The sequence below is a fragment of the Simiduia agarivorans SA1 = DSM 21679 genome (genome assembly GCF_000305785.2).
GTDB classification, from domain to species: Bacteria; Pseudomonadota; Gammaproteobacteria; order Pseudomonadales; family Cellvibrionaceae; genus Simiduia; species Simiduia agarivorans.
The window spans coordinates 107908-121297 of record NC_018868.3 but is presented as its reverse complement, the minus strand read 5'-3'; the positions used below and the strand labels follow the sequence as shown (position 1 = coordinate 121297).

Annotated in this window: 12 protein-coding genes; 3 read left to right on the top strand and 9 right to left on the bottom strand. The window is 54.9% G+C overall.

Annotated elements, in window-relative coordinates; all coding sequences use genetic code 11:
• Window positions 1-22: 22 nt before the first annotated feature.
• The gene (locus M5M_RS00550) at window positions 23-1954 is read right to left on the bottom strand and encodes a beta-ketoacyl synthase (RefSeq protein WP_015045518.1); all 1932 of its coding nucleotides are present in this window, start codon (window positions 1952-1954) and stop codon (window positions 23-25) included.
• Between the two features lie 266 nt (window positions 1955-2220).
• On the opposite strand from M5M_RS00550, the gene M5M_RS00545 reads away from it, so the two are divergent.
• On the top strand, window positions 2221-3207 hold the full coding sequence (locus M5M_RS00545; RefSeq protein ID WP_015045517.1) for a GlxA family transcriptional regulator: 987 nt from the start codon (window positions 2221-2223) through the stop codon (window positions 3205-3207).
• Here the strand turns inward: M5M_RS00545 and M5M_RS00540 are convergent.
• Complete coding sequence (locus tag M5M_RS00540) at window positions 3194-3832, bottom strand: class I SAM-dependent methyltransferase (RefSeq protein ID WP_015045516.1); 639 nt, start codon at window positions 3830-3832, stop codon at window positions 3194-3196. The two genes, M5M_RS00545 and M5M_RS00540, sit on opposite strands and share 14 nt — an antisense overlap.
• Window positions 3833-4279, bottom strand: coding sequence for an Hsp20 family protein (locus tag M5M_RS00535; RefSeq protein WP_015045515.1), 447 nt, complete (start codon window positions 4277-4279; stop codon window positions 3833-3835).
• 302 nt (window positions 4280-4581) lie between these two features.
• Here M5M_RS00535 and M5M_RS00530 point away from each other — a divergent pair, with 302 nt between their 5' ends.
• Together M5M_RS00530 and M5M_RS00525 are read left to right on the top strand one after the other, a co-directional pair.
• On the top strand, window positions 4582-4944 hold the full coding sequence (locus M5M_RS00530) for an HPF/RaiA family ribosome-associated protein (protein ID WP_015045514.1): 363 nt from the start codon (window positions 4582-4584) through the stop codon (window positions 4942-4944).
• Window positions 4945-5047: 103 nt separating this feature from the next.
• Entirely contained in the window at window positions 5048-5581 is a 534-nt protein-coding gene (locus tag M5M_RS00525) for a hypothetical protein (protein WP_144062359.1), read from the top strand.
• A 74-nt stretch (window positions 5582-5655) separates the two neighbouring features.
• Here M5M_RS00525 and M5M_RS00520 read toward each other — a convergent pair whose 3' ends face one another.
• From M5M_RS00520 to hemB, 6 genes are all read right to left on the bottom strand, one after another.
• Entirely contained in the window at window positions 5656-5937 is a 282-nt protein-coding gene (locus tag M5M_RS00520; RefSeq protein ID WP_015045512.1) for a hypothetical protein, read from the bottom strand.
• A gap of 304 nt (window positions 5938-6241) precedes the next feature.
• Window positions 6242-9868 carry an ATP-binding protein gene (locus M5M_RS00515; RefSeq protein WP_016389127.1) on the bottom strand — a complete coding sequence of 1209 codons (3627 nt, stop codon included), beginning with the start codon at window positions 9866-9868 and terminating at the stop codon, window positions 6242-6244.
• Window positions 9869-9870: 2 nt separating this feature from the next.
• Window positions 9871-10599: a DUF4194 domain-containing protein gene (locus tag M5M_RS00510; RefSeq protein ID WP_015045511.1), complete on the bottom strand. Its 729-nt coding sequence runs from the start codon at window positions 10597-10599 to the stop codon at window positions 9871-9873.
• Window positions 10596-12092, bottom strand: coding sequence for a Wadjet anti-phage system protein JetA family protein (locus tag M5M_RS00505; RefSeq protein WP_015045510.1), 1497 nt, complete (start codon window positions 12090-12092; stop codon window positions 10596-10598). The genes M5M_RS00510 and M5M_RS00505 overlap by 4 nt, the downstream gene beginning before the upstream one ends.
• Window positions 12093-12120: 28 nt before the next feature.
• Window positions 12121-12288 (bottom strand): DUF3012 domain-containing protein, encoded by a 168-nt coding sequence (locus M5M_RS00500; protein ID WP_015045509.1) that lies wholly within the window; start codon window positions 12286-12288, stop codon window positions 12121-12123.
• A 17-nt stretch (window positions 12289-12305) separates the two neighbouring features.
• Window positions 12306-13280, bottom strand: coding sequence for a porphobilinogen synthase (hemB, locus tag M5M_RS00495; protein ID WP_015045508.1), 975 nt, complete (start codon window positions 13278-13280; stop codon window positions 12306-12308).
• Window positions 13281-13390 lie beyond the last annotated feature (110 nt).

Here is a 13390-nt window from a genome sequence, read left to right as displayed (position 1 = left end):
GAGACACCGCCCTGCCGGTTAATTATTTCACCAGGTCTTTGTAAGGGCTCTTCACTTTCAAAGGTACCGCGTTGGCAAAGCCCGGCAGCGCCAGGCTGTCTGGCGTTATGTGCAGTGCAGCCTCATCGATCATTCCCTCGCCAAACTTGTAAATGGTATTGAACCGCCCGCAATCCGCTTCTGCGTGATAACGCGCTGCCGCTTCACGCGTGCCCTCCCGTTTGGTTCGATACGCCTGCAGGGTTTCTGCATCGTAACGGGCGCTGAGCATCTGTTCTACCAGGCGCGGCGACAACACCGTGGCCGTTGCATTGTTGCCGCCAAAGCCTTTCGAATTCAGAAAAGCGATATCCATTCCTTGTTCGCAGGTTTTGTCGGCCACACAAATATCCAGATGCTGACGATGCACATCGTCTGCCAGCTTATCGATGGTTTTGATACCCGGAATGATGCCATATTTGAACACACCCAGGGTCGACACCAACTGATCCGCACTGGCCGGCGCCAGCGAGTGGCCAACAAACGCTTTCACCGCCGTCACCGGCCATTGCTCGATGCCGAACACGCCCGCCAGGCGATCAAAAATCTCACTCTCTGTGACCCTGTTGGCCGGCGTAGACGAGCCATGGGCCTGAACAAACGAGCGCTCGCGCACCAGCTTGGGGCCGAACAGATCGATGGCGCTGGCCACCGCTTTGGCCATGGTGATGTAATTGCCCGGTCCCGGTGCAGAAATGGATTTCTTGAAGCCATCGGCATTCACAAACACATCGGTAGCCGCACCATGAATGTCGGCACCCAATGACACCGCCAGCTCGTCGTCCATGAGAATCACATACTGGGTCGACTCAGCAATCGTGAAACCCGCGTTATCGCCAAACGGCCGACTCGCACGCCGGTAATCGGGTGCGTCAGTCTCGCTTTGCCCATCGAGTTTTCGCAAATTGTCATCACTGGCAAGCGCGCCCATGGCGGCATAGCCGTCAATCACTTCCGGCAGTAGCGGCGCTTCAGCGTTGCCCACCACCGCTACCCGACGACGGCCCGCGGTAATATCGTTTACCGCAGCCTGCAAGTTGTACAAAAAGGTGGCACAGGCACCGACAATGGCACCGGTTTGCCCGACACTGCCCAATACATAAGCGTTAATAAAATCCGCCGGCATAGTATTCAGGCCCAAGGGGCACTGCTTGGCACTCACCCGCCCGCCTTTCAGACGCTGCTGCAGCATGCCGCCAAAGCCATTTTCATCCAGCTGACTCATGGCATTACTGGCATAGACCCCGATTTCATCCGGGTTAACCGCATCCACCACCGTCTGCCAGTCGATGCCGAGCGAATGCACCGCGTCCGACGCGCCTACGATGGCCAACTGCAATGCGCGGGGATGGAAACGGGCGTTGTAATGATCAGCCGGATCGTAGCCCGTCGGTAATTGCCCCGCGGCTTTGACCGGCATTTCCCGACGGGAATCAATTTTGACCTGAAGCGTGTCGCCGATAACCACTTGCACGCGGCCAGGCTCGTCCGCCAGCGGCTTGACCTGCCAACTGGCGGGTAATGGTTCCGGCAAATCGCGCTCGCGGGTGACGAAACGCACCGGCTGCTCGCAGGGCGCCAACTCGACACTCTTGTGCCATTCCACCGCGTCCACATCAAAGTAACTGGGTTCAATTTTCCGGATCAGGCTGCCTGCGAGAATACGGGCCTCGTAGCGCTCGACCAGCGTGGCTTCATCGATGACCGGCTGCCCCTCGGCCTGTAGGTCAATCCATTCGCCGGATGCCGCATCATGGCGCACCAGCTTCATCATAGCCGCCAGTGCCACCAGCGTCTGACGCCGGCTGTCTGGATCAAGACTGTCGATAATGGTCCGACGATAGGCGTGATGGGCACCACTGCGCCCCGCCGCACTGAATCCACCAAAACCCACAATGACTGGCAACCTGACCATGTTTCGCCTCTGCTTACGCCGGGCTTCCCGCCACGGCATGGATAAAACGGTTAATGCAGCCCGACGCTGCCCAATGTGGCCAGTGTACGACTCAGTAAGCAGCCAAAGTCGGCCATAGTGGTCATAAATTAGTTATTTTTAGCCAAATTTCCAGTTTATCCCTTGCCTGTGACCATTTTAAGGACATAGGATGCACGTCGCTTCGGTCAAAATATTTGGCATATCAGCCAAACGCTTGTTTTAATCTGCGGAACACTTGTACACACATGCACCAGATACTGTTTGTTCTGTGCGAGCACATGCTCGCCACCTCAACCACGCTGCCCATTGAAATGCTGAAAGCGGCTGAAAGCGCGGCGCTCAGCCACGACCGCCAGATAAAACGCCTGGCAATCAATACCGTCGCTGCGCACAAGGCACCGGTTGAAACCCGTGCAGGCTTTAGTCTGATGCCGGAGTTCACGCTAGACGATGCGCCCAAGCCGGATATGATTTACATTCCGAGCTTGTGGCGTAATCCTCGGCCGATTATCCGTAAAAACAAAGCCCTGCTCGCATGGCTACGCACGCAGTATGAAAACGGCGTGATCATCAGCGCTGTTGGCACCGGGGTGTGTTTTCTGGCTGAAGCAGGCCTGCTCAACGATAAGGCGGCAACCACCCACTGGTACTATTTTGATCAGTTCCAGCGCGATTACCCACAGGTGCAGCTTAAACGCCAATACTTTATTGCCCAGGCCGGCAACCTCTACTGCGCCGCGAGCGTGAACGCTCTGGCCGATCTGACCGTCCATTTTATTCAGCGTATGTACGGCAAGCCGGTATCACTTCATGTTGAGCGACACTTTTCTCACGAAATCCGCCGCAGCTACGAAACCACCAGTTATTTTGATGGAGGCACCCGCCACCATCCGGATGAAGAAGTCATGCAGGCGCAAATGTGGTTGCAAGACAACTACGGTCGCGAAATCAAACTCAGCCTCGTGGCCGAGCGCTTTGACATGAGCGTGCGTACGTTTAACCGCCGGTTCAAAGCGGCAACCGGACAATCGCCATTGCAATACCTGCAGGAAATACGGATCGAGACCGCCAAGGATCTGTTGAAAACCACCAACCTTTCCATCAGCGAAGTGGCATTCAAAGTGGGCTACCATGACATGGGCCACTTCACGGGATTGTTTAAAAAATTATTGGCCACCACACCGTCGGAGTACCGAACAACCGTGCGCGCCAAATTGTTCAGCGCCGTGTAAATATCGCCACGTCCGCAGCGGGAAAATCCACTTCGGCTCGCCATTGATGCGCGAGCCATTGGAAACTTTGCTCGGAAAAAAATCCGATATGGGTGGGGTCATTTTTATAGTGCCAACGACCAAACGCCTCCTGGTCTTGCACGCGTTTGGTCATTAACGCCATGACCCCGCCTGAGGTCAAACACGACCACAAACCGTTCAAGGTCAGCCCCGGATTACGCAAATGCTCAACCACTTCGGTTGCACAGATAAAATCATAGCGGGACGCAAACACCCGCCCATTGGGCGCGTAAAATTTGTCATAGACCGCGACATCATGCCCCAGCCGCGTCAACCAGCTTGCCAGCATCGGTGCCGGACCGCAGCCAAAGTCGAGCCCTTTCGAACTGGGTTTCAGTTGCTCTGCCAAAGGATCGGCCAACCGACGAAGAAAGGTAAGATAACCCGGGTCCTGCAAGCTATTTTCATGCAGATCGTACTCACGTTTTTCAGCGTCGGCCGACAGCCAAAAACGTTCGGGCACAAACACAAACCGGCAGCGCTCACACTGCCGGTACTCGCGTTTCTTATCCTGTAAGTAAAACACTGTGCGCGCACTGGCGCACAGCGGACAACGATTAGTCAATCAAGCCGCTTCAATTTGCGCGGATTTTGCACCATTAATCGCAATGGTACGGGGCTTCATTGCTTCTGGCAGTTCGCGCAGCAATTCAATGTGTAACAAGCCGTTCTCCATGGTCGCGTTTTGTACACGCACGTGGTCTGCTAATTGAAAGCGACGCTCGAAATTGCGCTCAGCTATGCCTTGGTGCAAAAACTGTTTTTGTTTTTCATCGCTTTTCTTCTGCCCGGTAACGACCAGCTTGTTGTTATCCACGTTAATGGTAATTTCGTTTTCAACGAAGCCCGCAACTGCCATGGAAATGCGATATTGGTCTTCGCCGGTCAGTTCAATATTGTAGGGCGGATAACTCGGTCCCTGATCGGCACGCGATAAAGAGTCGAGCACGTTGGCCAGACGATCGAAGCCGATGGATGAACGGTAAAAAGGAGTAAAGTCGATATTACGCATGGGTTGTATCCTCAATTCAGAGCAATAACGGGTTAATTGGCTGTCGCTAAACACACCCAGGTGTCATTTGGCGAATGGCCGTAAAACGCCCCTGATTCAGGCGGCGTATTGATTAGATAGGGTCCTTGGCAAATCCTTTCAAGGGTGACTTGTCATTTTTTTTCGGGACAACCGGCTGGCCCGGGAGTTCCCCTGAGCCAGATCAAAAAAGTGAAAAATAGTGCTTGTTTTTTTTATCCAGAGTGACAATATGAATGACAGGACGTCCAAAAACATGCCTAGAAACAAGAAGGAGCACTTCTATGAAGTCAGCTGCAACAATTGTTTACAGAGATTTGGAAGCCTCTGATGCTCTCAATGTGACCATCAATAAAAAGATTCAGAAACTGGAGCGCTTGTGCAATCGCGCCAGCGTCCAGCGGGTCGTTATCAACGCTCCCCATCACCACCAGCACAAGGGCAGCCAGTTCTCTGCCAGCCTTGAGCTGATCCAGAACGGTAAGGCAACCAGCCTGAGCCATGCCAACGATAACGTGCATATGGCCGTACGCGATCTGTTCAACGCGGCGGAGCGCGTGGTCAAAGAACAATCCGCCAAGACCCGCGCCAAGCGCCATGTGGGTAAGGACGATCTGCTGGATCAAGACCTGGACATAGCGTCCTGATCAGAAGGGGCTCTGCCCCTTCACTTATCTGCCAACCTGTACTGGAACAGACTTAATACTGAATGCTAAGGTAATGACACCGTGTCATTGCCTGAGCAAAAGTATGAGACCAAAGCCCATGCCCGATGGTGCCCGATTGTTACCCCGTATGCGATCTTACCTCAATACCTGCCGCCTAATGCTGTGCCTGCTGGCAAGCGGCTTTGCGACAACCGGCTGGGCCAGCAGCAGCCAGGATATTCTGGGCCCCAATCCCACCAAAGCCTATGTGGCACATCTGAAAACCTTGTATAAAACAAAGGACGCCAAACTGGCATTGAGCCGTCACATTAATAGCTTGCTCCAGTTTTATGCATACGGCGAAGAGACCCACCACTACCAACTGAAAATCAAAGGGACGGAACTGGTGACTCATCGGCGCAGTGGTGACAGCCGGGAGATCAGCAGCCTGTTCAGCGTTTATGGCCTGAATCCCTATGTCAAATCAGAATGCGGTAAGCAGGCCACCTATTCTCCCGCGTGCTGGATCAAAGGTCCGCACAACGGCGACCCCTGGCTGATTATTAAGCCAAATCAGGAAGGCATTGAAGAAATCCGAAAGGCCGCAACTGCCTTGCTGATTGAAATGCAGAAATAGACCGGGCGCCAACACGGGCCAATCAAGGGAGCAGAGCCCTTAACCGACCCGGGCAAAAATGAGACGGAGAGTCCTCAGGCCGTCGCGCGGCGATTGGGCAATACCATACACTCAGGCTGATAGCCGGGGGCCAGCACTTGCAGGTAGGTCAACTGGTCTTCATCAAGGTAAGTGGCCAAAAACAGCTTGGACAAATCCGGGTACCCGCGTACATCCGGGGCGCTTAATAGCTCACCCTTCTCGCCAAACCCCAGCCACAAACGACCGGCGGCAAAATAAATAAGACGTGATAGTCCGAAGTGACGATGGAAGATTTCGCGCACCGTCAAACCGTAATTTGTATCATTGTAAGACATAGCCCTGCTCCCTGGCGTATAAAAAATATACTGCTGCGATCCTACGATCAGTCCTTTTTACTGCTTCACTCAAAGCGCCCCCTGAGCCCCGTACCCGACACTGAACAGTGCTTGAAATAGTACGGAATGACAATATTAATCCATACGGACTGTAGGGTAAACAACAAAAATGGCGTAAAAAACACCGACACTTATAGCGCGAAGGTACCAACAAGACATGACCAATTAGTCATCTCTCATTCCAGTCACCCACCCTCAAGCCGGAATGCCCCCTTTTGGCACCCTCGACTCTCGCCAGTGGGAATCAGCCCGCCCCCGTTACCCGCTCCATTTCTTCTAAAAAGTCCAGACTGGCCTGATGCCGCAAAGTGCTGCGATGTTCGTTCATTAACGCTTTGATGGCCGACTGATTCAATACCTGCCGATCCACCAACACTCTGCTGCGAAGCTCACCAATAGCCTGCTCTGTGGCACATTTGCTGAATACGAACTGGTTGCTGATGAGATCCATAAAGGGGCCGGATTTACTGGACGGCATGATAAACATCAGCTGAAGTCCGAGTGTTTCAGTCAGGTACTGGATAACCTCTTTCGAACGGTGCTCGTCCATTTTGGAGAAGGCTTCGTCCACCAACACCATGCGAAGATGGTTGCGCCCCTCATTAAACCGGAACGCTGAGGTGATGGCTGCAGAGCGTATAATATAAGCCGGGGTCTCCAGCTGGCCACCGGAGCCGGTACCATATTGGCTCAGCGCAATGGGTTCCTTACCTTCTGGCTCCTTGTATATCTCATACCTGCGATAGTTGCGGTAGTCGGCAATCCGGGCCAATTCCTTCAGGGCCCTTTGCTCGTCGGCGTCCAGTAACATCGCCATCAACTTGTCGCGCACCTGGCGCTGCTTTTTGTCCAGTGGCATGTCGAACAGGGATTCCCCATCGCCGATGCTCGGATTGTCGATAACCGCTTTGAAAAATTGCCGGTATTCATTGAACTCCGGCACCCAGCTGTAGCCAAAATAGAAGCGCTCCCGGTCGGCACCAAAGCGATGGTGCTCCAACTCGCGGTTTAGCTGTTCAAGTGTCGCCTCGCCTTCTTTGACGGACTGGTAAATCGCGTGACACAGGTTGGTCACAAAGGCGTTGTTAAAGCTCTCGCGCATACCGCTGATTTCGCTTTGACGGGTCGCCAAAATATTGTTGCGAAGCCGGTTATAAAGGCCATCAAGGCTTCGCTGCAGCTGACAAATCGCTGAAAAATTTGTATCACTTTCCAGGCTCGCCAGGTCCGGCTCATAGACAATACCGTCGGCGAGATCGGCGGCGAGGTTGTGCTCCTGAACCAGGTTGTCGAGCCGGCGCACTATGCGGCCCAATCCCGAACGGATATCGGTTTGCTGCTCATTCAGCTGCGCCACCTGCCGCGTCTGAGCCCAGTCTTCGGCCTGCTCCAGCGCCGCATCCGCATTGAAGTCCGGCCATAAATTCACCAGCTGTGCCAATCGATCCTCGGCTGCTTCCAGCTGACCCAGCTTTTCGTCCTGCTGCTGGTCGGCTTTCTGGCAGTTCAGCGTCACCAGCCGCTGCTCCGCCTCCACCTGGATACGCTGCTCTTCCAATGCCGCCAGCGCCTGCTTCTGCTCATTAAAACTCGCCTGCAGGGTATTTGCCGTCTGCTCAAGCTCGGCAAAGTCACTGACATCCAGACGCGCCAAACGCGCACTCAATGCCTCGTGCTCACGCTGCTGGGCCAACAGTTGCTGAAGGCTATCTGCATAGCGACTAAGGCCAAGTCCGTCTGTCAGGTCGACCAATTGCTGCAAGGCACCCGCCTGCTCTTGTTGCGCCTGTAATTCACGCGCCAATTGCTGCGTCTCTGCCTGACGGGCCTTCAACGCGCGTTCCCGCGCCTTCAGGCCGAACACCAGATCAGCCTCATCAATGTCACAGCGGAACAATGCGTAGTTGGCCGCTCCAATGGCATCCTGGGTAACACCACGACGCACCTGTTTGAGCGCATCAGCACTGTCAACCCGCAGCACCTGACCATAACTGGCCTGCATATAATGGCGCGCGGTATCGTGGCTGAAGCTCATCACGCCAAGGACGGAGTCGGCTTCAAGTGTCATGCGATCTGCATCCTTGCGGGCTTGTGAACCCTGAATGACCCGAGCCCGGTTGTCCCGCCCAGGCAACTGGCGGATTAACCGAATGGCTTCCGCCTCCCAATCGGGATCGACAATAATGCCGAACCGAGCGCCCCCCACATAACCTTCGATAGCGGCCTGCCATTGCGGATCATCCACCTCCACATGATCACACAAGACCCTCGCGTCGGCCTCTGGCAGTTGCCTGCGCAACGCCTCCAGCGCCACCCGCACATAAGACGGATAGCTGACTTGTTTGGCTTCCAGTTGGGCAACTTCAGCCAGACGCGCCTGCAACTGACGCTCCGTTTGCCTGACTTGCGTCAACTGCTTATCTAATGCCTGCTGTAACGATTGCTGCAGACCACCCTTTGCATGCCAGGCGGCCACCCAATCATTGTGCAACTGCTGCAACCCTTGCGCCGCATCCAGTTGGGATTCGAGTGGACTGATATCGATCCAGTCACGATTGGCCAGCTGGTGAATATCGGCCGGCTCTCCTGAGGCCCTTTCAGCGACACGCGCCGCCAGCGCTTTAAAAGCCGGACGCTCGAAACCTTCCCATGGCACCGTTTTTGACAGCGTCAATAGCTGTGCCGCATTGGCCTGCGCCTGACGGATACCTGCCACGTCCTGCATCAGTGGCGGCATGGCTCGCACCATGGCGGCTTCAATTTGCTGCTGCTCACGCGCCAGCTGTTCGCGATCGCGCAATGCAGGCACCTGTAACTTTTGCAGCTGTATTTCGTTGATTTCCTGCTGCAACACCTCAAGCCGCTCGCGCGCGATATCGGAATCGCGCAGGTTCTGCTCCAGCTGGGTTTTCAGATCGGTCTGGCGCGACTTTTCGGCCAGATACTTCTTTTGTCCAATATCGTAATCACGCCGCGCCACCGCATAGATAAGCTGTTGCAACTCCAGCCAATGCGCGATAAACGTGTCCGCGCTATTGCGCGCCTGCTGCAATCGATCGGCCGCCTCTGCGACTTTGCGGGCATCGGCTTCCATGGCATGAATGCGTTTGAGCATGCTCGACACATCCCTTACCGCATCACCGATGTCCTTCGGCTCCAACACCTCGGTGGCGACAAATTCATCAATCGCTTTAATGGGTTTGTAAGCCATGAAGCGCGAAAATGCCCGCGCGGCATTGATGGCCTCGCGTTCACTCACTGCATCATCGCGCCCGCGCAAAGCGCCATAAAGTCGGCAAAGGTACGCCTTTTTGCGTTCGTATTTCTCTACCCGTGCATCGCCATACTGCTTGCGCAATAACTTCTGTATCTGATCAGTGGGCACCACATAACGGCCCCCGCTATCTTCCTTCAGCAGATCGCCCAAGACCAATGAAACATCGGGTAATAGATAGAAATCGATGCTGTCCATGCGCGCCGTTTTTTGCCGACCGGCCTGTTCCACAAACGCGCTCATCGCCAGCATTGCAGTAAATGCAACGGCATCCTCACCCGGATGAGGCACAAAACAAGCGGCCAGGTAGCCAAAGGCCGATTCGGGCCGCGCATAGGCGCCATCGTCGCATCCCAGCACATAGGACGCGAGCGTTCGCACCTGCTTGCCCCCGCGCCCGCGTTGGGTCGACTCATCCTGACCGGGGTTAAAGTGAAACAGCCCGTCATGCGCCGCAGTCATCACCGTTTGAATGGCATCGGCCGCCGTGGTTTTGCCCGAGCCATTACCACCTGAAAATAAATTGGTGGGACCAAACTCGAATTCACCGTGAGGGATATTGCCCCAGTTAACGTAAATGAATTTTTTCAGGTACATACTTATTCACCCGCCCCGGAGTCTACGCTGGAATTATCCCGCGGTCCGGTGGACTCGAGCGCCGTGTCGTCTGCATCGCCAATCACAATAGATTGGCCTGCATGATCTTCAATTTGTGACAACACATCCGGGCTCACCAGCGTCAGAATCATCGGTCGGATTTGCAGCCAACTATCGCCCTGCAATAAATCCGCTTCCGCACTCATTCGCACCAGTCGCAGCTGACGCATTTGTCGGAATAAGGCTTTGCGCTCCTGCAAGGCATCCGGCAAACTCCGGCCCAACAGATTTTTCAAAGAAAGGCTCAGCGCCTCAAGGCTGAGGTTGGCCAAGCCGCGCTCGTCAACGCGCGCTTCACGCAGCGCTTTCTCATACTCCACGGCCAGTACCATGACTACCGCCACCAGCGCCGGCGGCAACGCCGCACGCAAGCCCTGATTAAATGGCGCATCCTCAGTCTCATCGTCCACACCCGGCAATTGCGAGCCGGGTGGCACCAGACGCACATACTCAAAACGGGGTTCGTGGAAGTAGCGGATGCCGGCAAAAGCCAGATACTCATCCACCAGGGTCTCAATGCGTAAAAACAGGTCGTACAGCTCGGCTTCTACCTGGCTTTCATCGCGGCAGATAATGCCATAATCCAACAGTCGCTGAATCAGTGTCTGGAACTGGTTCAAGCCCAGATCCTTTTCAGCCAGAGCCTGCTCAAGAGATTCTCGCATTGTCATGACGCGCGCTGCCTGTCCACCAATTCAAGTTCAAAATTTTCGCGGCTGTCAAAATAGCCATCACCACAATTGCTGGCCTCAAAAACCTGCAAGCCAGCACTGTCTGACCGCGCCGGATGAATCAGGATTTCAAATCCATTATCCAGCCGTTCGCCGGCCAAACTGACCACATGGGCCAAGGCCAGCAACTGGCGCGCATCCTGCACCGCCAGATGCTTACTGTAAACACGCCCTTGGGTAATCAGCTTATCGCTGACGTAGGCACGTATGTGCTGACTGGAAACATGGAAGGCCTGATCCAGAACCTGGCTGATGAACTGCGCTTTCTGCGCATCGCGATCCAAGCCCGGGGCATTGGCCAGGGTCGCACGGACAGTTCGACGCCGGTTGCGACTGCGCAAGACAAATTGTTCCGACGCGGGCCAGCCCGATCGCACACCGGCCAACACTTGCCCCATCCGCTGCAGTGCCTGCTCCTGATTATCGGGAGACATTTCACGTAAACGGCTACAGGCATCCAGCAAGGGTTCGTCGGCCTGCCGGTGCAAATAACTCAGCTGCCGGATAATAATGTCAGCACGGGCGGTAAAACTGTTGAGCGCACGCCGGAGGGCGGGCAACATAATGTCACACGCGCTTTGCAAGCGCTCTTCAATGGTGTGCACGATGTTTTCCAACAGTGATTGGCCTTCGACCACCCGACCGGGAAGTAATTTGCGCAAGCGCATTTCCATCACTGTTTGCCAGAGCAACTCTGCATGCTCCCCTTCACCGTATTTCCGGCGCCGTCTAACCTGCCTGATCAGAGAGGCTATCTGGTCCCGGTATTTTTCCACGCTGTCGGCAGAAAGTCTCACTTCAAGATCGGGTTTAAACACCGTGTCAATAAAATCAAAAAACTGATCGGCAGCCTGCTCGATCAACTGACGTGACTCCACCTCCCTGACCAACTGCAATCGCCGCTCTTCCAGCTCGGCAATGGTATCGGCAAAATCAGAAATGATGCGTTCTGAATACTCCAACGCATCGAGCAGATCGTACACCTCGCCCTTTTCAGCGAATGCCTGCAGGCTGTTGCGCGTATTCCGGGTGTTCCGGTTGCGCGACCGGTATTCGAGCTTGCCCGATTCGACAAACGGCTGTGCAAAGCCCCGCCCCATCCGGGTAAAACCATAGTGGCTTTGCAGTGTGGCCTCATCGAGACGACGCTCCATCCAGCCATTATCGAGCAAATTATTCAGTATGAAGCCCGCCAGAGCACGCGCGTCTTTAAACCGCCCCTCAGGTGCACCGACTTCTTCATCCAAAAGCGGCGCCCGGGCAATCGCTTCGACAAAGACATCGATAACAAAATCACGCCCGTGACTTTGACCATAGCCGGTGAGATCCGTGTACAGCTTCTGATAAAGCAAGCGGACACACTCAACCACCACTTCCCGGTATTTGCCCACCAAGGGGCGAAAGAAATGGAGGCGGGAATCAGTAAAAAACATGGAAGTTGCGCGTCAGTCTAGGCTTCACTCACTTGAAGACGCAATGCTTGGCGAAATCTGACGCTTCGTTAGCCGTCCAGTCACCCTTTGGTTTTTCTTTCATGGCTTTACACCAGGCATCGCTGCCGACTTCGGGTGAACAGGCGACGAGAAACAAAGACAGTACTGCCAAGCATGGAACGATAATTTTTTTCATTTTAGTCGGTCTCCAGTTCAGGAATGCTTGAGCCATTCAATGGCATCCAAAGCATAGTAAGTAATAATCAGGTCGGCACCGGCGCGCTTGAAAGCCAGCAGGCTCTCCATTACCACCGCGCGCTCATCGATAACGCCCGCCGCCGCTGCGGCTTTGATCATGGCGTATTCTCCGCTGACCTGATACACCGCCAGCGGCAGGCTACTGTTCGCCCGGATAGCGGCCAGGATATCGAGATAGGCAAGCCCGGGTTTGACCATCAACAGATCGGCACCTTCCGCTTCATCCATCATCGACTCCGCCAGGGCCTCGCGACCGTTCGCCGGATTCATCTGGTAACTGGCGCGGGTGCCTTTGAAATTACTGTCAACCGCGTCGCGGAAAGGTCCGTAGAATGCCGATGCAAACTTGGTGGAGTAGGACATCACCGGAATGTGAATGAACCCGGCCTGATCCAAGGCCTCGCGAATCGCGGCAATCATGCCATCCATCATGCCGGAAGGGGCAATCATATCCGCCCCGGCTCTGGCTGCGGTCACCACCTGTTTTTGCAGGTTTTTCAGTGTCCGGTCATTGTCCACATCATCGTCCACCACCACGCCACAATGGCCATGATCGGTGTACTCACAAAAGCAGTTGTCACTAATGACCAACATGTCAGGGCAAGCAGCCTTGGCGGCTGAGATCATCCGCGCGAGCAAGCCATTTTCCCGCCAGGTGTCTGACCCACAGTCATCTTTGTGGGCAGACACCCCAAACAGCAACACAGCCCGCACGCCAGCCTGCCAGGCTGCCTGCACCTGCGCCGCCAACATTGACTCCGGATAACGAACAACCCCCGGCATACTGACCACCGGCACGGGCTCGCTGATTCCCTCTTCGACAAACAAGGGCAGAATCAGGTCTTCCGGCCGCAGGTGTGTTTCCTGGACCAATTGGCGCAGTGTCTCAGTGCGACGCAGACGCCGGAATCGGAACGCTGGTTGAATCATGAGCAATACCCGAAGGTTAAAAGAGGGCCATTATAGTGCAGTTACCCGGTAGTGTCAGAGGTCAAATCTGGCTGTTTTTTGGCCACCTTTCTGGCGCAGCCCCACTTTTG